This window comes from Deltaproteobacteria bacterium (assembly GCA_035063765.1).
In the GTDB taxonomy this organism is placed as follows: domain Bacteria; phylum Myxococcota_A; class UBA9160; order UBA9160; family PR03; genus CAADGG01.
This window is the reverse complement of sequence record JAPSFT010000007.1, coordinates 128,855-151,904: the sequence shown is the minus strand read 5'-3', so window position 1 is coordinate 151,904 and position 23,050 is coordinate 128,855. Positions and strand designations below refer to the sequence as shown.

Sequence of the window (23,050 nt, the reverse complement as noted above, 5' to 3'; positions counted from 1 at the left end):
GGGACCCTCCTGGCGTGCGGGCCCACTCTAGCGCGGGGCGCCGCCGCCTCCGGGGGGGGCGCTCCCGCCCGGCCCGCCCTCCGGACGGCCGAGCCCGTAGCGCTCGGCGATCCACGCGAGGTCGCTCTGGTCGCCGCCGGCCTGCGCGAGCCACGGGCGGGCGCGGCGCAGCTCGGCGCGCGCCTCCTCGAGATCGCCGCTGCGGGCCAGCGCGTAGACCCGCCAGGTGAGGGCCTCGCGGTCGCGCGGGTGGCGGCGCAGGAGCTGGCCGTAGCGGCGCGCGGCGACGTCGTAGCGGCGGGCGGCGAGGTCGCGGGGGGCCAGGCCCGCCTGGTGATCGGCCTCGCGCTCGAGGCCGGCCGCGAGCCGGCGCTCGAGGATCTCGATCTGCTCCCCGGTCACCCCGAGCGCCCACAGGGGAAGCGTTCGCAGATCGGTGTCGCTGAGCAGCGCGTCGAGCGTGGCGATCCGCTCGCTTGCCGGGACCGTGGGGGCCCGGTCGGCCATCAGCCGGTTCACGAGCGCCTGGCTGCGGAACCAGCCGAGCGTGCGCTCGCGCAGGGCGGCGGGCCAGGCCTCGCGCACGAAGCGGCTCGCGGCGAAGCGCGCGGCCGTCGCGCCGGTGTCCATGAAGCGGGTGAAGACCGCGCGCGCCGCCGGGCCCGGGTAGGGGCCCGAGATCCGCTTCGGGAAGTCGTCGCGGACGGGCGGGGCGTCCCCGGTCCAGCTCCGGAGCTGGTCGGCGTCGGCCAGGAAGGTCGTGCCGAGCTGCTCGGGCCGCTCGAAGCCGACGGCCGCGAGCTCCGGACCCACCACGGGGTCCCGCCACTGTGCGGTGAAGGCGGCCTCGTCGCGCGCGAAGCGCGCGCCGTTGCTCCCGACCAGCATCCAGTCGAGGCTGGTGCCGGTCCACAGCGAGCAGTCGGGGAAGACGTCGCAGTAGGCACGCACGATCGAACGGGCGTCGAGCTCGCTGAGCTGGTGGACCGGCAGCCAGTAGCTGTGGATGCCGCCCGGTGCGAGCCGGCTGCGCACCAGCGCGAAGTACTCGCGGGTGTAGAGGTTCACGACCCCGGCGTTCTTCGGCGGCGGCGGCTCGCCGGTGATCAGGTCGTAGCGCCGGCCGGTCGTCTCGAGGAACCAGCGACCGTCCTCGACGTGGACCTGCACGCGCGGGTCGCGCAGCGGATGGCGCTCCGGCGGGTAGACGAGATCCGAGAGCGCGAGGATCTCGCGCGAGATGTCGACCACGTCGATGTGCTCGAGGCTCCGGGTGTCGGCGAGCGCGCGCGCGGTCGAACCCACGCCGAAGCTGACCAGGAGCGCCTGCTTCGGCTCGGGGCGCAACGCCACCGGCATCCACACGTAGAGCTTCATGTAGCGGCGACCGCCGACGGCGGTGCCGGCCATGCGGTAGCCGTCGGTCAGGAGCTGATGGCTCACGGGCTCGCCGAGGAAGTCGCGGCGCAGGAGCTGGCTGGTCTCGGTGCGCCCCTCGCGCACCGCGACCAGCGTCTGGTCCGTGGTCGCGCGCCGGGCCGGGATGCGCAGGTAGTGCGACTCCATGAGCCCGAACGGGAAGACGAGGAGCGCGAGCCCGAGCGCCGCTGGCGCCGCCCAGCGCGCGCGCGGAAGCGGCGCCGCCGCATGGCGCGCGAGGCGCTCGGCCAGCGCGGCGACCGCCAGGTAGAGGGCGGCGAGCAGGAAGAACGAGCGCTCCATCCCGAGCCCGGGCAGCAGCACGAAGCCGCCGAGCAGCGAGCCGAGCCCGGCCCCGACCGTGTTGGCGAAGGTGAGCAGGCCCGTGGCGCGGCGCGCCGGGCGCAGCTCCTCGCCGAGCGCCGCCCCGAGCAGCGGGAAGAGCGCGCCCGAGACGAGGCTCACCGGCAGCACGAGCAGGGCCGCCAGCGCGAGGATCTCGGCCGGCTTCGCGAGGTAGCGCCCGGCGAAGAGCGCCGGGACCCACGCGAAGCCGAGGTAGAGGGCGGCCACCAGGGCGCCGGCCGCGCACGCGAGCCAGCCCGCGTGGCGCCAGGCGCGCGGATCGCGGCGCAGCCAGGCGCCGCCGAGCAGGCCGCCCGCGCCGATCCCGCCCAGCACGGTCGCCAGGAGCAGCGCGAAGGCGAGGCCGCTCGAGCGCACGAAGAGGTGCAGGAACCGGAACCAGACCACCTCGAGGGCGAGCAGCGTGAGGCCGGCCAGGAAGGCCGCCGCGAGCGCGAGGCGCACGCGCGGGGCGTGCGGGTCGCCGCGCCGCGGCTCCTCGCCCGCCTCGCGCGCACCCGCGAGGCCCCAGCCGCCCGCGAGCGCGCCGGCGCCGGCTGCGAGGTTGCAGCCGGCCGCGACCAGCGCGGTGCCGCGCACCCCGAGCGGCGCCACCAGGAAGGCCTCGCCCGCGACCGCGCCGAGCACCGCGCCGAGCGTGTTCCAGCCGTAGAGCCGCCCGAGTGCCGAGCCGAAGCTACCCGTGCGCACCTCGAGCGCCTGCACGAGGAGCGGCAGCGTCGCGCCCATCGCGGTCGCGGGCATCACGAGCAGGGCGAAGGCGATCGCGAGGCGCAGCGCGTTGAGCAGCACGGGCGCTTCGGAGAGCCCCCCGAGCCCGGGAGCCAGCAGCGGCCCGAGCCGCGGCAGGAGGAGCACGAGGCCCACGCCCGACGCCGCGATCGTCGCCTCGAGGGCGGCGTAGGCGGCGATCGGACGCGCGCCGAGCCGGCGCCAGCGCGCGGCCAGCAGGTTGCCGAGCGCGAGGCCGGCCATGAAGCTCGAGAGCACCAGGCTCGTCGCCCAGACCCCGTTGCCGAAGGCAAGCCCGGCCTGCCGGAACCACAGGCTCTCGAAGAGCAGCCCGGCGGCACCCGAGAGGAAGAAGATCGCGCACAGGAGCGGGGCCACCGCGCGGCCGGCCCTCATCCCGAAGGGGTTCGCCCGCCCCGGGCGCGTGCGGCGCCTCGCGGGGCCTGGCGTCCGCCGTGCGCGGCCCGCTCGAAGCGCACGCGGATCCCGGCTCGCCGGCCCATGGCGTCGGCGTCCGCGGGGATCCCGTCGAGGAACGCGAGCGCCTGCTGCGCGATCGCGCCCGGGTTCGGGTTCGACTCGACCCACGGCAGGAGCTGCGCGAGCGTGTCGATCGACTCGTCGGGATCCCCCGCCAGCAGCGCCGCACGCGCGCGCGCTACGAAGTCCTCCGGGCGCGCGCCGTACTGCATGGCGTCGTCGAGCAGCGCCAGCGCCTCGACCGCGCTGGCCGGGTCGCCGCGGGCGACGCGCGCATCGGCGCGCGCGCGCAGCGCTTCCCGGGCCAGCGGATGGCGGGGGTCGATCGCGGCGAGGCGCGGCTCGAGGGCCGCGGAAGCGGCCTCGTCGCCGGCCTCGAGCGCGCGCCAGGCGTCGAGCACCGCCTGCTCCTCGGGCGCGAGCGGCGCGAGCTGCGCGAGCGTCTCGGGTGAGCGCAGGTAGGCGCCGCGCCGCACGCGCAGCAGCGCCGCCCGCGCGAAGGGCTGGTGCGGGTCCTTCGCGAGCGCCGCGTCGAGCTCCTGTCCGGCACGCTGCGCCTGGCCGGAGGACGCGGCGATCCAGCCGAGCACCGTGTGCCGCAGCCCCGGGTCCTCCTCCACCCCGTCGGCGACCTGCAGCGCCCGCGCGGTGGCGGCGTGCGCCTGCAGCGCGTCGGCGAGCAGCAGCGGATCCATGCGCCGGACGAGCCCGGGCAGGGGGTCCTGCCCGGCCAGAGCGGCGAGCGCGGCCGCCGGCGTGAGTCCGGCATTCCTCGCGATCACGCCCGGCGAGCGCGTCTGGAGCAGGTTCCGGTCGTCGGTGCCGACGGGCGCACCGGCGGCGAACGCGCGCACCCCCTGCTCGTCGAGCAGCAGGTCGGCGGCGATCGCCTCGGGCGCCAACAGGCCCAGGCGGGCAAAGAAGCCCGGCGCGGCGGCGAGCGCCCGGGCCGAGGTCTCCTCGATCGGCAGCGGCTGCTCCGAGGCCACGAACGCAAACTCGCCAGCCAGGTAGGGGCCGTACACGCGCACGTGGGGGAAGCTGTCGAGCAGCGTCGCGAGCAGCACCCGCAGGAGCTCCGTGTCGACGAAGTGCATGCCCATCCACTGCACCAGGACCCCGCCCGGGCGCAGATGGCGGCGCGCGAGCTGGAAGAACTCCCGCGTGTAGAGGTGCGACGCCCCGGCGGTCCAGGGGTGCGAGGGCTGGGAGACGATCGCGTCGAAGCGCCGGCTCGTGAGCTGGAGCGCGCCGCGGGCGTCGTTCACGTGGACGCGCACGCGCGGATCGGCGAGCGGGTCGAAGCGCCGCAGCGGCGAGAGCCGGCGGTTCGCCTCGACGACCTCGGGCTCGAGCTCGATCACGTCGATGCGCTCGATCGAGGGCGGCACCAGCTCGATGGCGACGCCGCCGCCGAGGCCGACCACCAGCAGCTCGCGGCTCTCCGGCCGCGCGAGCGTCGGCAGGATCCCGAGCCAGCGGCCGCTCCCGAACTTCATGGGCCGGCCGTGACGGCCCATGACCGTCGACTCGGGCAGCCCGTTCGTGCGCAGGCTCCACTGGCTGCCCTCGTCGAGCAGGAGCACGGTGGCGGTGCGGCCGACGGCGTCGAAGGCGACCTTGCCGGGCTGCGGCTCGCGCACGAGCGGGCCGGTGCGCAGGAGCGTCCAGGGCGGCTCGAGCGGCACCAGGACGGCCGCGAGCGCGAGCGCCGCTGCACCGAGCGCGAGCCCCGGCGCGCGCGGGACGCTCGCCGTGGCGGCGAGGAGCGCGAGCAGCGCGCTCGCCGCGACGAACGCCGCGAGCGCGCCCGGGAAGCCCAGCGCCGGGATCAGCCAGAAGCCCGCGCCGATCGAGCCCGCGATCGCACCGACCGTGTTCCAGGCGTAGACGCGCGCGGTGGCGGCGCTGGCCTCCTCGGGGGTGCGCGCCAGCACCCGCACCGCGAACGGGAAGGTGGCACCGATGCAGAGCGTGCCCGGCAGCAGGACGGCGATCGCGATCAGCGCGTCGGCCCCCTCGCGCGGAACCCCGGCCAGCAGGCCGGCGAGCGCCGGCGTGCGATCGAGAAGTGTGTATGCCACGACCGAGAGCGCCGCGATCCCGAGCTGGGCGATCGCGAAGCCGCGCCCGCCGCGCTCCGGGCTCGACGCGAGGCGGGCCGCGATCGCGGAGCCGGCCGCGATGCCGATCAGGAAGCTCGCCAGCATCGTCGAGAAGGCGTGCACGCTGCCGCCGAGGAGATGCGAGAGCAGCCGGAACCAGAACACCTCGTAGCCGAACGAGACCGCACCCGAGACGAGCACGGCCGGCAGGATCCAGTGGAAGCCGCGCCGGGGCGTGGCGGTGCTCGCCGTCGCGGGGGCGAGCGGTGGCGCCGTCCGAGCGAGCGCGGCGGCGATGGCGAAGACCACCACGTTGGCGGCCACCGCCACCAGCACCGTCCTCGAGAGGCCCAGGGCCGGCAGCAGCCAGAAGGCCGCCATCCCGGTGCCGGCGACGGCACCGGCCGTGTTCAGGGCGTAGAGGGCGCCGATCCGCGAGCCGATCTGGCTCTGCGTGTGCACCCCGGAGCGCGCGAGCAGGGGCAGGGTCGCGCCCATCAGCGCCGTCGGGACGAGCAGGATCAGGAACGACGACCCGAGGAAGTAGAGCGCCGACCCCGTGCCGCCCGAGGATGGCACCTCGGGCTGCCCTCCGAAGAGCACGCCATGGAGTGCGGTCGCGGCGCGCACGGCGAGCGGGACCGCCAGCGCCGCCGCCGCGATGCCGCCCTCGAGCGCGCCGTAGACGAGCACCGGCCGCCGCACCCGGTGCGCGTGGCGGCCGGCCACCCAGGAGCCGGCCGCGAGCCCGCCCATGTAGGCCGCCAGCACGGTGGCGACCGCGAGCTCCGAGGTGCCGAAGACGAAGGCGAACGCGCGGGTCCAGGCCGTCTGGTAGATCAGGGCCGCGAAGCCCGACAGCAGGAAGCAGAGGGCGACGGGCCAGAAGCTGCGGTCCCGCAAGGGGCGCTCCACGGGGCCAACGCGGCCGGACGCGCGGGAGCATACGAGAAATGCCCCTCCGGGCCAGCGCGCGAGGCGCGCGTGACCGCGCCGGCAGCGGGTCCCTGCGATGGGCTCTAGCCTCCCGCGCCGATGACACGCGTCTCCCGACGGGCGGGCCCGCGACGGTGCTGGCGGCGCCGGGCGGCCGCCGCCGCGATCCCCTTCGCGCTGGCGTGCGGGGCACCGGAGGCGCGCGACGCCGCGCCCGGCGTGCCCCTGCTCGCGGGCGCGCGCTTCGTCGAGGCGGCGCACCCGGCGCAGGCGCACCCGGTGATCGCCGACCTCGCCGTGTTCCAGGGCCGGCTCTACCTCGCGACGGGCGTGAACCCGCTCGACGCCTTCGGGTCCCGGGTGCTCTCCACCCGCGACGGCACGAGCTACCGGGTCGACCTCGATCGCCCCTTCAGCCAGGGCTTCCTGCGGCTGCGCGTGCTGCGCGACGCGCTCTGGGTGCCGGACGCGGATCCCCAGGGCATCGCACCGGGCCGGCTCTACACGAGCCGCGACGGCGAGAGCTTCGTCGCGAGCGAGCTGGCCGGCGCCGTCCACACCTACGACGTGATCGAGCATCGCGGCGTGCTGCTCACCTCCAACGCGCTCGAGGACGGCCGCGGAGCGCTGCTGCGCGAGCCCGCGAGCCCGGCCGCCCCGTGGCAGGTGGTGGCGGTCGCCGGCGCGGCGCGGCTGAAGTTCATGGTCGAGCACCAGGGCGAGCTGCTGGTCGCGAAGGCCCGCACCGGGTCGCCGGCCGACTACCTGCGCTTCGCCGCGGTCCCCGGTCGTCCGCACGGGGTCGACGCGATCCCGGGTGAAGCCGACACGATCCGGTGGTACGTGAGCGGGCGCGGGCGCCTGTTCTGGTCGCTGCATGCCGAGGGGCGCTTCCAGTTGCTGTGGAGCGACGGCGGCGACCGCTGGCAGCCGGTCGCCACCCTGGCGGGCGAGCTGGTGTCGGGCCTCGCGGAGCTCGACGGCAACCTCTACGCGCTGACGCCGCGCGGCCTGTTCGGCGCGCGCGATCACGCGACCTTCACGCTGGTGGCGCCCGCGCCCGGGCCCGGGGTGTTCGCGCCGGTCCCGCTCGCCGACGGCCGCGTCAGCGTCGATGCCTGCGCGAGCCTCGCAGCCTTCGCCGGCCACCTCTGGGCGGGTGCGAGCGCCGGCGGCCGGCTCTTCCGTGTCGAGTGAGCGCAGGGCCTCGTGGGTGCTCCGCGGGCTCGCCTGCGGCCTGCTGCTCGCCGCGGCGCCGGGCTGCGGCGAGGAACGCGTGCAGCCGGCTGCCCCCGCCACGGCTCCGGCACCGCCGGCGCGGCCGGCGCGCGTGGTGCTGGTCAGCATCGACACCCTGCGTGCCGACCACGTCGGTGCCTGGGGCGCCGCCGGCGCCTGGACGCCGAACCTCGATGCGCTCGCCGCGCGCGGCACCCGCTTCGCGGACACCGTGAGCCCGGCCCCGATCACGCTGCCCTCCCACGCGTCGCTGCTCACCGCTCGCGAGCCCTACGCCCACGGGGTCCACCACAACGGCGTGTTCCGCCTCGCCGGCGCGCACCCGACGCTCGCCGAGCGCATGCGCGAGGCCGGCTTCGCCACGGCCGGCTTCGTCTCGGCCTACGTGCTCGACCGCAGCTTCGGGCTCGCGCGCGGCTTCGGGCACTGGGACGACCAGCTCTCCCCCCGCGGTCCGGGGCGCGGCCTGGTGGCGATGGCGGAGCGCCGCGGCGACGCGACCGTCGCGGCCGTGGAGGCGTGGCTGGCGCACGCGCCCGAGCGCTTCTTCCTGTTCGTGCACCTCTACGACCCGCACTCCGAGTACGCGCCGCCACCACCCTTCGAGGCGCGCTTCCGCGCCCGGCCCTACGCCGGCGAGATCGCCTTCGCCGACGCGCAGCTCGGGCGCCTGCTGGCCGCGCTCGACGCGCGCTTCCCGGACCGCGCCACGCTGGTCGCGGTGACGAGCGACCACGGCGAGAGCCTCGGCGAGCACGGCGAGCCCACCCACTCCTACGGCGTCTACGACGCCACCCAGCACGTCCCGCTGCTGCTCGCCGGGCCCGGCGTGCCGGTGGGCCGGGTCGTCGGCGCCCAGGTGCGGCTCGTGGACGTGGCGCCCACGCTGCTGGCCCTGGCGGGGGCACCGCCGCTCGTGCCGGCCGAGGGCCGCAGCCTCGAGCCGCTCTGGGCCGGCCGCGAGGACGCGCCGCGCACGGCGTACCTCGAGACGCTCGCCACCCGCCTCGAGCAGGGATGGAGCCCGCTCTTCGGCCTGCGCAGCGGCGGCTGGAAGTACGTGCGCGCGCCGCGCCCCGAGCTCTACGCGCTCGGGACCGACCCGGACGAGACGCGCGACCTATCGCAGCAGGAGCCGGCGCGGCTTGCGGCGCTCGCGGCCGAGCTCGACGCGCTGCTCGCGGGCGCGCCGCGGCCCGCAGCGCCGGCGGCCGGCGACGCGCTCGTGCGCGCGCAGCTCGAACGGCTCGGCTACGCGATCGCCCCAGCCGCCGCCGCGCTGGCGCCGCTCGGGCGGGTGGACGGGATCGACCCGAAGGAGGCGATCGGCGCGGTGGCTGCGGTGCACGACGCGAACGGCCTGCTCGCCGCGGACCGGCCCCGCGAGGCGAAGGCGCGGCTCGACCCGATCCCGGCACGCGGCTTCGCCGTGCTCCAGATGCGCGCGCTCGTGGAGCTCGCGCTCGGCGACCTCCCGGCCGCGCGCGCCGCCGCGGACGCGGCGCTGGCCGCCGCGCCCGAGCGTTCGGATGCGCACGAGCTCGACGCCGCAGTCTGCCTGCAGGAGGGGCAGCTCGATGGCGCCGAAGCCGCCCTCGCTCGCGCGCTCGAGCTCGCGCCTGGCACCGGCGGTCCGCTCGCGACGCTCGGGGTGATCGCCGAGCAGCGCGGCGACCTTCCCGGGGCGGAGCGCCGGTATCGCGAAGCCCTCGGCGCGCGCGCGCCGGCGCCGGGTGCGCTCTGGCGGCTGGCGGCCCTGCTGCTCGCACGCGGCGATCGCAGCGCGGCCTTCGCCCTGCTCGCGCAGGCGCCGCCCCGCCTGCTCGCCGACCCGCTCGCCGCGCTGCGGCTGGCCCAGGTCGAGAACGGAGCGGGGCGCCCGGAGCTCGCCCTGCTGCGGGTCGAGGCCGCCCTGCGCGAGCACCCGCGCAGCGGGGCCCTGCTGCGAGCTGCGGAGGCCCTGCGGGAGGCCCAGGGCGACCTTGCCGGGGCCGCCGAGGCGCGCGCCGCCGCGCGCGCGCTCGAGCCGGACCCCGGCGACTGAAGGCGGCCGGCCTGCCGGTTCTCGCCGGCCGGCACGGGAGGGCCGTCAGGAGGCGGCGGCGCCGGCTCCCGGCGCGTCCTGCGCCGGCGGACAGCGGGTCGGCGGCGGCTCGCCTCCGGGTCGGGGTGCGCCGAGGACGTAGCCGAGCTCCCGGAGGCGCTCGATCTGCGCCTGGTCGAGCGCCATCTCGGTCGCCCGCGTCTCCCCCGTGGCGGCCGTGAAGTGCGCGTCGATCTCGGCGCGCAGCGCCGCGACCTGCTCGGGACGGTCGGGCGCGAGGTTGCGGGTCTCGCCCGGGTCGGCGCCGAGATCGAAGAGCGTGACGCCATCCTCGACGCAGTCCTCGACGATGAGCCGCAGGCCGCCGGCGGTGATCGACTGCGTGAGCTGGTGCGGCGTGTCGAGGTCGGCCCAGGCCCGGTCGAGGAGCGCGAAGTCGCGCCCGGGCGCGGCGGCGCCGGGAGCGCGGCCTGCGGCGACGGCCTCGATCAGGGGCAGCAGCGAGATGCCGTCGGCGCCCGGGATCGGAGGCAGGCCCGCCAGGTCGAGCAGGGTCGGCACGATGTCGATGTTGCGCACCGTCTCCTCGACCACGATCGGCTGCTCGAGGTTGAAGGGCGGTGAGATCACGAGCGGTACGTCCGTCACCTCGCGGTACAGGTTCCGCGCGTGCCCCTCGGCGCCGTGCTCCATGAACTCCTCACCGTGGTCCGAGGCGATCACGATCAGGGTGCGGCGCAGGAGGTCCTGGTCCGCAAGCCCCTTGAAGAAGGCCGAGAGCAGGCGGTCGGTCCAGTGGATCGCGTTGTCGTAGCTGTCCACCAGCTTCGTCCCGAACAGCCCCGACGCGCTCTCGTAGAGGTACTGGTGGGCGTCCATCAGGTGGAGGTAGAGGAACGAGCGCTCCCCGGGATGGGAGCGGAAGAACTCGAGCGCGGCGTCCACGACGTCGAGATCGGTGCCCTGGAGCTCGTGATGGCCCGGGCGCGAGGCCCTCTGGAAGCGCGCGCGCGCGGTGCTCGGGACGGGCTGCAGGTAGACGTCGAAGCCCCGGTCGAAGCCGGCATTCGGCAGGAGCCAGGTGTTGCGGTAGATGCCGGTGGTCCGGAAGCCTCCGGCCTGGAAGGCCTCGGCCGCCATCACGAGGCCTTCGGGGACGACGTGCGAGTAGTCGAAGACCGCCGTGCGGGCGGGGTAGCGCGCGGTCCACAGCGAGGCCATCGAGGTCTTGGTCCAGCTCGACTGGGAACGGGCGCGGGCGAAGCGGATGCCGTAGCGCGAGATCTCTTCGAGGAAGGGTGTCGTCGGCCGCGCGTAGCCGGAGACCGAGAGATGGTCGGCCCGCAGCGTGTCGACCAGGATCAGGACGACGTGGAGGTCGTCGCGCTCGCGGAGTGCTCGCAGGTCCGCGAGCGTGCCCGCGGAGCGGGGCGGCGGCGTGATCCGCACCTGGCTCGCGAGGCCGGCAGCGAGCAGCACGCCCGCGACGACCCACCAGCGCGCGCGCTTCGCAAGCAGCCGCTGCAGCATCCGGAAACGCTCTCCATGCGCGGAAGAGGGCCCGGAATCGTACGGAACCGCTCACGGCGGGGCAAAAGAGCTGCGGCGGCCCCTCCTCTCGGAAGGGCCGCCGCAGCGAAGGAGCCAGGGGTCCGGGCGGCTCGCTACGCCCGCTTCCGGCGCCGGATCCCGAGCGTCACGAGGCTCGCGACGGCCGCGCCGCCGAGCAGCATGGCACCGGGCTCCGGCGCGTTCAGGGTGAGCGTCGCGATCGACGCCAGGGTCCCGATCGCACCGAGGCTCACGTTGGTCGGGCTGACCAGCACCAGCTGGCCCACGCCGCCGGCGGTGCGGTTGTCGACGCCCGTCGCCATGAGCGTGTGGTTCTCGCCGTTGAGGGCGCCCATCAGGGTCACCGCGCCGAGCTGGTACGGGTTGGCGTTGATCGTACCCGCCACCAGCGTGAGGACGTGGAACATCTGGGTGCCGCCGACGCCGATCACGCCGAGCGGGATCTCGGCCACCGACGCACCGGCCATCAGCAGGTACGCCGAGCCGTTGAGCGCCATCGTGCCGCCCGCCCCGCTCCAGGTGAGCTTGTTGTTCTGGGCCGGATCGCCCGGCCAGCCGCCCGGCTCGCCGACGCCGATGCCGTCGAGGAGGCCGAGGAGCGGCGGGTCGATGGGGGCCGAGAAGATGCCGCTCAGCGAGCCGGCCGGGAGCGTGGCCGCGCCCCCCTGGCCCGCCGACGAAGCCGACGCCGCGCCACCCGTGAACCCGGCCGGCGGCAGGGTTCCGATCGCCACGTTGAGGCTTGCCGAGACGGAGCCGTTGTAGGCGGAGGCCACCCCCGCCGTCCCGAGGACGAGCGCGTTGGCGGCGAGGAGAGCGAGCAACTTTCGCATGTTCGGAGGACTCCCTTGATGGATGGCCCGTGGTCCAACGTCAGATTCACGCGACCGGGACGGCACCGGCCCGGCAGCCTGCGGATCGAGACTGGCCGGAGCTTGGCACAACCCGCGGGTCGTGGCACGCAAAATCGGAGGACCGTGAACGGCGCGGGGCCCCGGGGACCCGGCGGGCGAGGGGCGGCGAGCCGTTCCGAGGAGCGGATGCCCCTGCGAAGCCCGTGTCGCGGCAGGATTTTCCGAGCTGGAAGGGACGACGGGTCCGCCCTGGCGCAACGCTCGCGGGGACGGGACCGTCCTCGACTTGGAGGAAGCCCCAGCGCGTGCCAGGATCCCGGGTTCCCCGAATCGGAGGAGGACCGCACCCCCATGGCCCGAGCCCCGTTCCGGCTGCGCGCTGCCGCCCTCCTGCTCGGCGCCGTGCTGGCCGCCGCGGGCTGCGGGCCGAGCATCGAGGAGCGGCTGGCCGCGGCCCGGGAGCTCCAGGACCGCCAGCAGTTCGAGGGCTCGCTCGCCCCGCTGCGGAGCGTGCTGGCCGACGAGCCGGGCCAGCCCGAGGCGAGCTTCCGGCTCGGCCTCGCGCTGGCGAAGACCGGCCAGCTCAGCGGGGCGGTCTTCCCGCTGCGCGAGGCTGCCGGCACGGAGGCCTTCGCCGTCGAGGCGGGGCTCATGCTGGCGCAGGTCCTCGCCGCCACCGACAACACCGACCAGGCACACGCCGCGGCAACGAAGGTGCTGGAGCACGACCCCGACCAGGTCGAAGCGCTCGCGCTCCGGGTCCGGACCCATCACCGCCGCGGCGACTACGGGGCGATGCTCGCCGACGCCGAGCACCTCTCCCGGCTCGAGCCCGGCGCGCGCGGGCTCGGCCTGCGGGTGGCGGCGCTCGAGGCGCTCGGCCGCTTCGACGCGGAGCGCGAGGTGCTGGCGGCGCTCGAGGCGCTGCATCGCGAGGAGGGCAACCTGGCGGAGGCCGCGCGCGCGTGCGGCGTGCGCGCCGCGAGCTTCGAGAGATCCGACGGCAACCTCACGCGCGGCGTACCCGCCATCGAAGCGTGTCTCGCCGAGTACCCCACCCAGCCGGTCGTCCTCGAGACGGCGGCCCGGGTGCTGCCGGAGGAGCGCGTGCTCGCACGGTGGCGCGAGGCCGCCGGAGCGGCGCCCGAGTCGATCGAGCTGCGGCTCGGCTACGCGAGGCAGCTCGGGCTGGCGGGCCGGATGGACGAGGCGCGCGTCGTGACCCGCGCGGCCGCCGAGGACTTCCGCACCGTCCAGGCATGGCTCGCGCTCGCCGATCTCGAGTCGATGCTGGGGCATCCCGAGGAGGCGGACGCGGCGTTCCGGAGCGCCGCCGCTGCGGCTCCGCAGCAGGCCGGGGCGATCCTGCTGAGCCGCGCCGACCTGCGCATCGCCAGCGGCGATCTCGACGGCGCGGAGCAGCTCGCGAAGGAGATCGGGGATCCGGCGCTCGCGAACATCGTGCGCGGCCACATCCTGCTCGAGAAGGGCGAGCTCGCGAGTGCCCTCGAGCGGCTCGAGAAGGCGCTCGAGACCTACCCGAGCCACGCGGGCGCCCGCACCCTCGCCGGCCGCGCGGCCGAGCGCCTCGGCCAGAACGAGCGCGCGCTCGCGCACTACCGCGAGGCCGTGCGCACCGACCCGGGCGCGACCTCGGCGGGCCTGTGGGCCGGGCTGCTCGCCCGCTCGCTCGGCCGCTACGCCGAGGCCACCGAGTACCTGGTTCGCCACCTGACCGCGGCGAAGGCGCCGCCGGACGCCCGCACCTACGCGGCTGCGATCCGCGCCGCGCAGGCGGCGGGGATGGGTCCGGTGACCGCGGAGCTGCTCGAGAAGATGGGCCAGCGCCCGGATCTGGCGGCGGCATTCGCCGTCGAGAAGGCATGGGTTGCCGAACAGGCGGGCGGGGCGGAGGCGGCAGCCCGATCGATCACGGCGAGCGGCATCGACCTCGAGGAGCCCGCGAACGAGGCCGCCCTGCGCGCGCTCGTGGACGCCGAGCTGGCATCGGGCCAGGGCGAGCAGGCGCTCGAGCGGATCGACGCGGCGCTGCGCCAGGCGCCCGAGCGCGCGTCGCTCCGCGACGCGCGCGGCCGGGTGCTGCTCCGGCTGGGCAGGGCCGCCGAGGCGAAGGCGGCCTTCGAGCGGGCCGCGGCGAGCGATCCGGACTACGGCCCGGCCCGCTCGGGCCTCGGCGCGATCGCGGCCCGGGAAGGAGACCTCGAGGCGGCGCTGCGCCACTTCGACGAGGCGGCACGCGCGCCGCTGCCCGATCCCGAGGCGGACTTCAAGGCCGCGCAGGCGGCCGGGGCGCTCGGCCGTCACGACGAGGCGGTGCGGCGCTATCGCCTGGTGCTGGTGGACCAGCCGGACCACGCCGGCGCGAACAACGACCTCGCTTGGATCCTGGCCGAACGCAAGGAAGACCTCGACGGCGCCCTCGCGCTCGCCGAGCGCGCTGCCCGCCTGGCTCCCTCCGCCCGCACCTTCGACACGCTCGCGTTCGTCCAGATGCAGCGGGGCGAGGGCGACGCGGCGCGCGGGACCCTGGAGGGCGCGCTCGAGAAGGAGGCCGGGCAGCCGACGCTGCTGTACCGCCTGGGGCTCGTACGCAAAGCGGGCGGAGATCGCGAGGGCGCCGCGAATGCCTTGCGCCAGGCGCTCGAGGCCGGCGCCTTTCCCGAAGCGGACGCGGCGCGCGCGGAGCTCGCGAGCCTCGAGCAGGGCCAGCCGTGATCCGGCCGGAGGCGGGGAGCGGGCTCCTTGGCGGCGTGCTCCGCGCGTTCGCCGTGCTCGCGCTGGCCTGCACGCTCGGCGCCTGCCGCTCGCCCGAGGAGCAGGTCGAAGCCCATCTCGGGAAGGCGAAGACGCTGCTCGCGGCGGGCGACCAGGGGGCTGCGTGGCTCGAGCTGCAGGACGCGCTGCGGGTCGCTCCCCGGCGCGCCGATCTGGATCTGCGGATCGCGCGCCTGCTCACGACGAACCCGGCGTGGGCCGCCGACGCGCTGTTCCTCTATCAGGAGGCCTACCAGCTCGATCCTTCGCTCGACGAGGCCCGCCTCGGCGCCGCCGAGATCCTGGCCGTGAGCGAGCGCGGCCAGGCGCGCGCCCTCGTCGAGGAGGTGCTGGCGCGTGATCCCGCCAACGCGCGCGCGCACGGCCTCATGTCGCGCCTGGCGCTGCTCGACAGTGACCTCGCCGGGGGGCTGGCGTCGGCACGCACCGCCGTCGAGCTCGCCCCCGACGACGCGGAGACCCAGCTCCGGCTGGGCCGCGCCTACCAGGCCCGCATCCAGGTGGCGCAGCAGGCCGCTCGCCTCCCGGAGGACGCCGTGTTCCAGGGCGCCGCCGACGCGTTCGCGCGCGCCGCCGCCTCGTCCGAGAAGGCGGGCGACCTCGAGCGGCACATCATGGCGGTGTTCGAGCGCGCGCGGGTGCTGGCCGCGTGGCCGGGCCACCGCGCCGACGCGACGGCCGCCTACCTGTCGCTCATCGACCTCGCCGGCCGCGGGGGCGACGCCGCCCGCGTGCGCGCGGCCAGCGAGACGGCCTTCTCGTTCGCCGTCGCGACCAACGACGACGGCGTGATCCACGAGGTGCTCGAGCGGATCGTCGAGCGCGATCCCTCGAACCTCGTCGCGTGGGGCGCGCTCGCGACGCACGAGCGCCGGCTCGGGCGCTCCGACGACGCGGTCTACGCACGCATGCTCGCGAAGCAGCCGCGGGTGAGCGCCGCGCACATGATCCGCGCCGAGGCGCTGGTCGAGCGCGGCGACCTCGCCGGCGCCGTGGCCGCGCTCGAGGCGGCGGTGGGCCAGGTGGACGACCCGACCGCCGCCCAGCTTGCGCTCGCCGAGCTGCTCTACCGTGCGGGCCGCGCCGCGGACGCGGGGGCCCTGGTCGAGCGCATGCAGGCGGCGTCGCCCGAGGACCCCAACGTGCGGCTGGCCGGCGCTCTGCGGGCGATGCGCGAGGACCGGCTCGAGGACGCGGTGCGGGAGCTCGACGCGGTCACCGCCGGGGCCGAGAGCCTGCGCGCGCTGGAGATGCTCGCCGAAGCCCATCTGCGCCTCGGAAACGTCGCGGCCGCCAAGGAGGCCGTGGATCGGGGCGCTCGGATCGCACGCGGGGGATGGCCCGCGGGCCAGGCGCTCCGGCTCGCGATCCAGCGCGCCAGCCGGGACTGGGCGGGGCTGCTGAGTTCGGCGAAGGCCCTCGAGGAGAGCGGCCGTGCGCTCGACGCGGAGCAGCAGCTCGCCGTGATCGAGGCGCTCTACGAGACCGACCGGGCGAGCGAGGCGAGGAAGCGGCTCGACGCCCTGCTGACGTCCTCCTCGGCGTCGCCCGCGGCGCGGCTCCTGTACGCGCAGCGCGAAGGTGCCGCCGACCCGGCCCGCGCCCGCCGGTTCCTCGAGGAGGGCCTCGCCGCCGATCCCGACGCGCAGGCGCTGCTCCAGCAGCTCGTGGTGTTCGACGTCGCAGCCGGGCGCCGCGAGGAGGGGCTCGCGCGGCTCGACGACTACCTCGAGAGGCGCGCCCCGGGCGACGCCCCGGGCCTGCGCCTGCTGCGAGCGCGCTTCCGCGCGCAGGCCGGCGACCCGGCAGGCGCGGAGCAGGACGCGCTCGAGGGGTTTCGCGCGGCGCCGGGGATCCCGGGCGCTGCCGAGCTGGTCGCCGGCCTCTACGCCCAGCAGGGCCGGAGCGCCGACGCCATCACGGCCTTCGAGGGCGTGCTGGCCGACGGCTCGCTGCCGCCAGCGGCGCGCAGCGTGCTGGCGCGCCTGTACGCCGCCGAGGGCCGCGACGAAGATGCGATCCGGACGCTCGAGGAGGTGGTCCAGGATGGCGGCGGTGCGCCCGCGAAGAACGAGCTGGCGCGCCTGCTCGCGCGCGACCAGCGGGATCTCGAGCGCGCCCTCACGCTCGCGCAGGAAGCGGTCGCGAGCGGCGCGGAGCAGCCCACCTACTCCGACACCCTGGGCTCCGTCTACCTCCAGAAGGGGCTCCACGCCGCCGCGCTCGAGCAGTTCGACCGGGCGATCGAGCTCGCCCGGCGGCAGGGAGGCCCGCGCGCCGAGTACCTGTTCCGCAAGGGGCTCGCGCTGCAGGGGCTCGGGCGGCCCGCGGAGGCCGTGAACGCGTTCGAGGCGGCGCTCTCGCTCGATCCCGCGTTCGACGAGGCGGGCGAGGCGCGGGCTTCGCTCGAGGAGGCACGCGCCGCGGCGGAAGGCGCTGGCCCGTCCTAGCCGGCCGGCGGGATCGGCGCCGGTGCGCCGGGCGGACGGCTGCGCCGGATCGTCCCGCGGCGGAGCATCGAGGCCACCCGCGCGATGCCCTGGCGTTCGTCGCTGGCCGCGTCCACGACGGCCGCGATCCACTCGCCCAGCGTCAGCCTGGCGGTCTCCCCTGCCCGGATCATCCGCGCGCCCCTCAGCTCACGAGGCCGTCGCCGCGCTCGAGCACGTCGCGCAGCCACCACTCGTGCTTCTCGTGGATCTGGACGAAGCGGGTGAAGAGGTCGGCAGTGCCGGGATCCCCGGCCTCGTCGGCCGCCTTCACCCCCTCGCGCATCTCGTGGATCACGGTCAGCACGTCGGTATCGGCGCTCTCGACCCGGTCGCGCATGCTCTGGCCGAGCCGTGCGGGCTTCACGCTCGCGGCCTCGATCACCTCGGCGGGCATCGCGATCGGGTCCTGCCCGATCATGCGCAGGCGCTCGGCGAGCTCGTCGAGTGTCCCCAGGACGTCGCGAGCGAGCTCGTCGAAGAGCCGGTGGAGGTCCCGGAACAGCGGGCCGTAGGTCTGCCAGTGGTGGCGCTTGTAGTTGGCGTGGAGCAGGAACGCGTTCGCGACCTGCCGCTGGAGGTGGCGCACGACCGGGGCGTCGGAGGAGTTCGTGCGGGAAACCTCCCGCACCGAGCGATCCGAGGACCTGGCGGGGGGGGCCTGGGTGGCTCTCGAAACGCTCTTCCGCATCGCGGATCCTCCTGACCGGCGGGCTCCGGCCGTGCATCGATCCAAGGAAGCAAGGAGGATGCCGGCCTCCGACTCCCTTCCTGCGCGCTCCCCGAGCCGTTCGACGCGACGAGACGGGTCGCCGGCGGACGCTTTGTAGAAGGTGCAAGGCGGCGCGACGCGCGGGTCGCACGCGCGGCGGCTCCGGGCTGGCATCGCTCTTGCGTCACGGCTTCCCGGCGGCGGGCGGGCCTGCGCCCGCCGCGTGCAGGAGCGGGCGGCGCCGTGGCGAGGGAAGTCCCCAGCCTGCTGCGGATGCACGCGGGCCGAGGACACAGCCGGTGAGGATCGCCCAGGTCGCTCCGCTCTTCGAACGCGTGCCGCCGCAGCTCTACGGCGGGACCGAGCGGGTGGTCTCGTACCTGAGCGAGGAGCTGGTGCGGCTGGGCCACGACGTGACCCTCTTCGCGAGCGGCGACTCCGTCACGAGCGCGCAGCTCGTCCCCTGCAGCGAGCGCGCGCTGCGCCTCGACCCGCAGGTGCGCGACCCCTTCGCCTACCAGGTGCTGATGCTCGAGGAGGTGGCGAAGCGTGCCGCGTGCTTCGACCTGATCCACTACCACACCGACTACTTCCACTTTCCGCTCTCGCGCCGCACGCCGACGCCGCAGCTCACGACGCTGCACGGGCGCCTCGACCTGCCGGAGCTCGCGCCCCTCTATCGCGAGTTCCACGAGATGCCGGTGGTCTCGATCTCGGACGCGCAGCGCGCGCCGCTGCCGCACGCGAACTGGGTGGCGACGGTTCCCCATGGCCTCCCGGCCGATCGGCTCCGCTTCCACCCCGGCCCCGGCCGCACCCTCGCCTTCCTCGGGCGGATCTCGCCGGAGAAGCGCGTGGACCGCGCGATCGAGATCGCGCGGCGCGCGCGCATCGGGCTGCGCATCGCGGCCAAGGTGGACGAGGTCGACCGTGCCTACTTCGAGACCGTGATCGCGCCGCTCCTCGACGGGCCCTTCGTCGAGTTCGTGGGCGAGATCGGCGAGGCCGACAAGAGCGCCTTCCTCGGCGAGGCACTGGCGCTCCTGTTCCCGATCGACTGGCCCGAGCCCTTCGGGCTCGTGATGATCGAGGCGATGGCCTGTGGGACGCCGGTCCTCGCCCTTCCCGGCGGCTCGGTGCGCGAGGTGATCGAGCCGGGCGTCACCGGTCTCGTCGTCGACGACGTCGACGGCGCCGTGGCGGCCCTCGAGCGGGTGGCGCGCCTGGACCGCGCGGCGTGCCGCGCGGCCTTCGAGGCGCGCTTCACCGCCGAGCGCATGGCGCGCGACTACCTGGCGCTCTACGAGCGCGCCGTCGCCGAAGCGGCCTCGCCTCGGCTGGCGCCGGCCCGGGTCCCTAGCTCTCGACCAGCACCCGGACCCGACCTCGGCGCGACACCGCACTGACCATCACGTGCTCGCCGCGCCGCGCGAGGTCGAGGTCGACCTGCGCGTCGCCGACGCGCAGGTCGCGGATGCGCAGCTCGGCGAGGCTGCGCGGCAGCAGCGGCCGGACCAGGCGGAGCTCGCGCCGCGGCGCGGAGATCGTGAGCCCGAGCACGGCCTGGAGCATCAGGAACACGGCGCCGGCTGCCCAGGCCTGAGGCGTACACGCAAGCGGGTAGGCTACCGGCCCGTCGTCGAGGCGCCGCGCGAAGCCGCACACGAGCTCCGGCATCCGGTGCAGGTCCACGCAGCGGCTGGCGTCGAAGGCGGCCTCGAGCAGGACGAGCGCGTCGCGCTCGAAGCCGTAGCGCGCGAGCCCCTGCGCGATCAGCGCGTTGTCGTGCGGCCAGACCGAGCCGTTGTGATACGACATCGGGTTGTAGCGGCGCTCGCCCGCGGCGAGCGTGCGCACACCCCAGCCCGAGAAGAGGTCGCCCTGGAACAGGCCCTCGGCGACCCGGCGCGCGCGCGCCGGCGAAGCGATCCCGGTGTAGAGGCAGTGGCCGGCGTTCGAGGCGCGCACCCGGCACGGCTCCCCCTTGCCGTCGAGCGCCAGCGCGTAGCTGCCGATCTCGTCGCACCAGAAGGCGCGCTCGAAGCGCCGCGCGAGCGCCGCGGCCTGCGCCTCGAGCGCGAGCGCGCGCTCCTCGTTGCCGAGCGCCCGGGCGATGCGCGCGGCCTCGCGCCGGGCGAGATGCACGTAGCCCTGCACCTCGCAGAGCGCGATCGGCCCCTCCGCGAGCGTGCCGTCGGCGTGGCTGATCGAGTCGCTCGAGTCCTTCCAGCCCTGCTGGACCAGGCCCCGGCGCGAGCGCCGCTGGTAGACGAGGAAGCCACGCTCGTCGCAGTCCGCGTCGATGCGCGCGAGCGCCGCCTCGACCTGCGGCCAGAGCCCGGCCACGAGCTCGCGGTCGGCGGTGCGCTCGAAGTAGGCGCCGGCCAGCGCGACGAAGAGCGGCGTGGCGTCGACGCTCCCGTAGTAGCAGCCGAAGGGCACCTCGCCGAGGGCCGCCAGCTCGCCGTGGCGCGCCTCGTGGAGGATCTTGCCCGGCTCGGCGTCGCGCTCGGGATCCGACGTGGTCGCCTGCGTCGCCGCCAGGTAGGAGAGCACACCGCGCGCCAGCGACGGGTCGAGCCACAGCCGCTCGAGCGCGGTGACGAGGCCGTCGCGCCCGAAGGGCGTGCTGAACCAGGGAATGCCGGCGTACGGGTAGGGCCCGAGCTCGGTCTCGGTGGCGAGGATCGCAAGGTCGGCCGACGAGCGGTGGAGCCAGTCGTTCCAGCGCAGGCTCGAGGTCTCGAGGCGGGCGGCGGGGTCCGCGCGGAGGGGGTGCGCGCGCGCGGCGCCCGCCGGGTGCCCCGGTGTCTCGCGCGTCCGGACCTGCACGCGATGGTGTCGGGTCTCGCGGGGCCCGAGGCGGACGTCGATCACGAGCTCGCGGCCGGCGATCCGCGCCGGGGGCTCGCAGGTGACGCGCGTCCAGCGCTCGACCCCGTCCAGACCCCGGTAGCCGAGCTCGATCGCGTCGCTCGCAGCGGGCGCCGGCAGCCGCTCTCCGCGTCGCTCGCGCCGGAAGCCCCGCACCTCGAAGATGTCGGCGAAGTCGGCGTCGACCCGCAGGCGGAGGGTCGTCTCGGCGTGGGCCATCCCGAAGTTCGTGACCTCGATGACCTCGTCGAGGCCGCCGGCGAGCAGCGTCAGCGTCCGCGAGACGTGCAGCCAGCCCCGCGGCAGGACCAGGTGCTCGCCCTGACGCAGATCGGGGTTGGTGAGGTCGACGGTGACGACCTTGGAGTCGCTGCGCACGGAGGAGCCCAGGAGCAGCGGCCGCTCGCCGCCGAGGCCGAGCTCGAGGTGCGACAGGTAGCGGGTGCCGCGGTGGAACAGCCCCTGCTCGCCGCGCCCGAGCTGGCGCGCGTCGCCGCGCCGGTCGAGCACCGCGAAGGTGTCGCCGGTCTTCAGCACCCGCGTTCGCTCGTCGAGCCGATCCGAGGTGGCGAGGATGTAGAAGCGGTCGTCGACCTCGATCACGTCGGACGGCGGTACGCCGCCCGGATCGGCGTCGCTCGCGACGGGGCCGAGGGGCTTCAGGGCGTCCTCCGCACGCGGAACGGGGCGTCCCGCGAGGGTAGACGGCTCTCGTGATCGATCAACGCACGCGCGCCGCCCCGGTGAGCGGCGCAGCGCCGCGCGGGGCGCGCCGCCGGCTACGCGGTCATCGCGCGGATGCGCTCGGCGACCTGCTGGCTCTCGGCACTCGGCGGCCCGGCGGCCTGCATCGCCATGAGCCGCGTCATGTCGCCCTCGACCTGGATCTGTCCGGCCATGAAGGCCTGCATCGCGGCGTTCTGGTCGTTCTCGACCAGCATCTTGCGCAGGATCTCGAACGGGACGTTGACGGTGGTCGGCGCACCCTCGCCGAAGCCCGCGAGCAGGCGCCCGCCCGCCATGCGCGCCTCGACGTCGCCTTCGGGGCCGCCCTTCACGCGGAAGTTGATGACGAGATCCTGGACGGCGGCGGGCACCGGCGGGTCGATCTCGGTGATGATCCGGTCGACTTCGGCGAACCAGCCGGGGGAGAGGAAGACCTGGCCCATGGGACGAGCGACTCCTGGTGGATCGGCCCCGGGGAGCGGGGCCGCCCGGCGGATATAGCTCGTTCCCCCGCTTTCGCCGATGGCGCCGGCTCAGCCCGTCTCGTAGACGAGGAAGCCGTCCGCGCCGCGGCGCGCCTGCGCGGCGCCGGCCAGGCGCAGGTGCTCGAGGTGGGCGTAGGTCTCGCTCTCGGCCATCTCGCCCCAGCTCCGCGGCCGGAAGAGCTTGCGGGAGAAGGCCTGCACGGTGGCGGGGCCGAGCTCGCGCCCGATCCGCTTCACCGTGTCGAGGCGGTCGTAGTGGTGCTGCTTGATCGCGGCGCAGCGGGCGGCGAGGTCGGTGAAGGGATGGCCGTGCGCGGGCAGGACCAGCCGCACGCCCGGCACCGCCGCGGCCTGGTCGAGCGAGGCGAAGAACCCCTCGAGCGGGTCCTTCGAGAGGGCGAGGCCCGAGATGTGCGGCGTGATCGTGGGCAGCACGTGGTCGCCCGAGAGGAAGAGCCCGTCGGCGGGATCGTGCAGGCAGATGTGGTCCTCGGTGTGGCCGGGGGTGTGGCGCACCACCCACTCGCGCCCGCCCAGGCGCAGCACCTCGCCGGCGGCGACCGGCCTGGTCACGGCCGGCACGAAGGAGCCGCCGAGCCAGCGCGCGACCCGCCAGCGCAGCCGCATCTTGAAGGGGGGGCGCGGATGCTGGCCGCCCCACGGCGTCCGATGGTTCCAGCCGGCGAGGATCCGGCGCTGCGCCTCGTCGTTGGCACCCGAGGCGCTGAGATCGTCGACCGAGACCTCGGGATCCTGCGTCGCCTCGACCACGCCGAAGCGGAACGAGCGGTGCGCCACCACCTGCGCGCCCGCCTCGCGGGCGAGGCGGGCGGCGCCCCCGAAGTGGTCGGGGTGCGAGTGCGTGACGATCACGGTGTGGACGTGCTTCGGGCGCAGGCCGGCCTGGGCGAGGCGGTCACGGACCGCCTTCCAGCTCCCCGGTGTCGGGAGGCCGGGATCGACGACGGCCGCGCCGCGCTCGTCGACGAGCGCGTACATGTTCACGTGCCCGAGCCCCGGCATCGCGATCGGGAGCTGCATGCGGAGCAGGTTCGGCGCCACCTCGCGGATCTCGCGCGCCGCCGGCTCCTGCTCCTGCTTGGGCTTGCGGGGCTCGGGGGAAGGCGGATGCGGATGCGGATGCGTGTGCGACACGGGGTCGCGCAGGGTAGGGGTTTGCGATCAGGCGAGCACCCCCCAAGCCGCAGGCCCCGTTCCCGG

At 75.7% G+C, this 23,050-nt stretch carries 14 protein-coding genes; 5 read left to right on the top strand and 9 right to left on the bottom strand.

All coding sequences use genetic code 11. The features are described 5' to 3' along the window. Nucleotides 1–27: 27 nt before the first annotated feature. Both OZ948_07120 and OZ948_07115 read right to left on the bottom strand, forming a co-directional pair. Nucleotides 28–2,913: a fused MFS/spermidine synthase gene (locus OZ948_07120; GenBank protein ID MEB2344491.1), complete on the bottom strand. Its 2,886-nt coding sequence runs from the start codon at nt 2,911–2,913 to the stop codon at nt 28–30. Then, nucleotides 2,910–6,005 carry a fused MFS/spermidine synthase gene (locus OZ948_07115; protein MEB2344490.1) on the bottom strand — a complete coding sequence of 1,032 codons (3,096 nt, stop codon included), beginning with the start codon at nt 6,003–6,005 and terminating at the stop codon, nt 2,910–2,912. Before OZ948_07115 ends, OZ948_07120 begins: the two co-directional genes overlap by 4 nt. 132 nt (nt 6,006–6,137) lie before the next feature. Here OZ948_07115 and OZ948_07110 point away from each other — a divergent pair, with 132 nt between their 5' ends. Next, entirely contained in the window at nt 6,138–7,235 is a 1,098-nt protein-coding gene (locus OZ948_07110) for a hypothetical protein (GenBank protein ID MEB2344489.1), read from the top strand. A 16-nt stretch (nt 7,236–7,251) separates the two neighbouring features. After that, the gene (locus OZ948_07105; protein ID MEB2344488.1) at nt 7,252–9,321 is read left to right on the top strand and encodes a sulfatase; all 2,070 of its coding nucleotides are present in this window, start codon (nt 7,252–7,254) and stop codon (nt 9,319–9,321) included. 45 nt (nt 9,322–9,366) lie between these two features. On the opposite strand, the gene OZ948_07100 is transcribed toward OZ948_07105, so the two are convergent. Further along, complete coding sequence (locus OZ948_07100; GenBank protein ID MEB2344487.1) at nt 9,367–10,851, bottom strand: sulfatase; 1,485 nt, start codon at nt 10,849–10,851, stop codon at nt 9,367–9,369. A gap of 134 nt (nt 10,852–10,985) precedes the next feature. After that, nucleotides 10,986–11,726: a hypothetical protein gene (locus tag OZ948_07095; GenBank protein MEB2344486.1), complete on the bottom strand. Its 741-nt coding sequence runs from the start codon at nt 11,724–11,726 to the stop codon at nt 10,986–10,988. A 372-nt stretch (nt 11,727–12,098) separates the two neighbouring features. Here OZ948_07095 and OZ948_07090 point away from each other — a divergent pair, with 372 nt between their 5' ends. Further along, nucleotides 12,099–14,483 carry a tetratricopeptide repeat protein gene (locus OZ948_07090; protein MEB2344485.1) on the top strand — a complete coding sequence of 795 codons (2,385 nt, stop codon included), beginning with the start codon at nt 12,099–12,101 and terminating at the stop codon, nt 14,481–14,483. Next, nucleotides 14,480–16,993 (top strand): tetratricopeptide repeat protein, encoded by a 2,514-nt coding sequence (locus OZ948_07085; GenBank protein ID MEB2344484.1) that lies wholly within the window; start codon nt 14,480–14,482, stop codon nt 16,991–16,993. Before OZ948_07090 ends, OZ948_07085 begins: the two co-directional genes overlap by 4 nt. Here OZ948_07085 and OZ948_07080 read toward each other — a convergent pair. Further along, entirely contained in the window at nt 16,990–17,166 is a 177-nt protein-coding gene (locus OZ948_07080) for a hypothetical protein (GenBank protein ID MEB2344483.1), read from the bottom strand. The genes OZ948_07085 and OZ948_07080 overlap by 4 nt on opposite strands. An 11-nt stretch (nt 17,167–17,177) precedes the next feature. Next, a complete protein-coding gene (locus tag OZ948_07075; protein MEB2344482.1) occupies nt 17,178–17,663 on the bottom strand; it encodes a DNA starvation/stationary phase protection protein in 486 nt (161 codons plus the stop codon). 380 nt (nt 17,664–18,043) lie between these two features. Between OZ948_07075 and OZ948_07070 the strand changes: the two genes are divergently transcribed. Beyond that, on the top strand, nt 18,044–19,150 hold the full coding sequence (locus OZ948_07070; GenBank protein MEB2344481.1) for a glycosyltransferase family 4 protein: 1,107 nt from the start codon (nt 18,044–18,046) through the stop codon (nt 19,148–19,150). On the opposite strand, the gene OZ948_07065 is transcribed toward OZ948_07070, so the two are convergent. The 3 genes from OZ948_07065 to OZ948_07055 all read right to left on the bottom strand — a co-directional run bounded on the left by OZ948_07065 (nt 19,101) and on the right by OZ948_07055 (nt 22,984). Then, the gene (locus OZ948_07065; GenBank protein ID MEB2344480.1) at nt 19,101–21,221 is read right to left on the bottom strand and encodes an amylo-alpha-1,6-glucosidase; all 2,121 of its coding nucleotides are present in this window, start codon (nt 21,219–21,221) and stop codon (nt 19,101–19,103) included. The two genes, OZ948_07070 and OZ948_07065, sit on opposite strands and share 50 nt — an antisense overlap. Nucleotides 21,222–21,397: 176 nt before the next feature. Continuing rightward, the gene (locus OZ948_07060) at nt 21,398–21,787 is read right to left on the bottom strand and encodes an SCP-2 sterol transfer family protein (protein ID MEB2344479.1); all 390 of its coding nucleotides are present in this window, start codon (nt 21,785–21,787) and stop codon (nt 21,398–21,400) included. A gap of 90 nt (nt 21,788–21,877) precedes the next feature. Further along, nucleotides 21,878–22,984 carry an MBL fold metallo-hydrolase gene (locus OZ948_07055; protein ID MEB2344478.1) on the bottom strand — a complete coding sequence of 369 codons (1,107 nt, stop codon included), beginning with the start codon at nt 22,982–22,984 and terminating at the stop codon, nt 21,878–21,880. Nucleotides 22,985–23,050 lie beyond the last annotated feature (66 nt).

Coding starts and splice junctions, on each gene's coding strand:
- OZ948_07120 (MEB2344491.1), bottom strand. CDS start 2,913: ATGAGGGCCGGCCGCGCGGTGGCCCCGCTCCTGTGCGCGATCTTCTTC.
- OZ948_07110 (MEB2344489.1), top strand. CDS start 6,138: ATGACACGCGTCTCCCGACGGGCGGGCCCGCGACGGTGCTGGCGGCGC.
- OZ948_07100 (MEB2344487.1), bottom strand. CDS start 10,851: ATGCTGCAGCGGCTGCTTGCGAAGCGCGCGCGCTGGTGGGTCGTCGCG.
- OZ948_07095 (MEB2344486.1), bottom strand. CDS start 11,726: ATGCGAAAGTTGCTCGCTCTCCTCGCCGCCAACGCGCTCGTCCTCGGG.
- OZ948_07090 (MEB2344485.1), top strand. CDS start 12,099: ATGGCCCGAGCCCCGTTCCGGCTGCGCGCTGCCGCCCTCCTGCTCGGC.
- OZ948_07080 (MEB2344483.1), bottom strand. CDS start 17,166: ATGATCCGGGCAGGGGAGACCGCCAGGCTGACGCTGGGCGAGTGGATC.
- OZ948_07060 (MEB2344479.1), bottom strand. CDS start 21,787: ATGGGCCAGGTCTTCCTCTCCCCCGGCTGGTTCGCCGAAGTCGACCGG.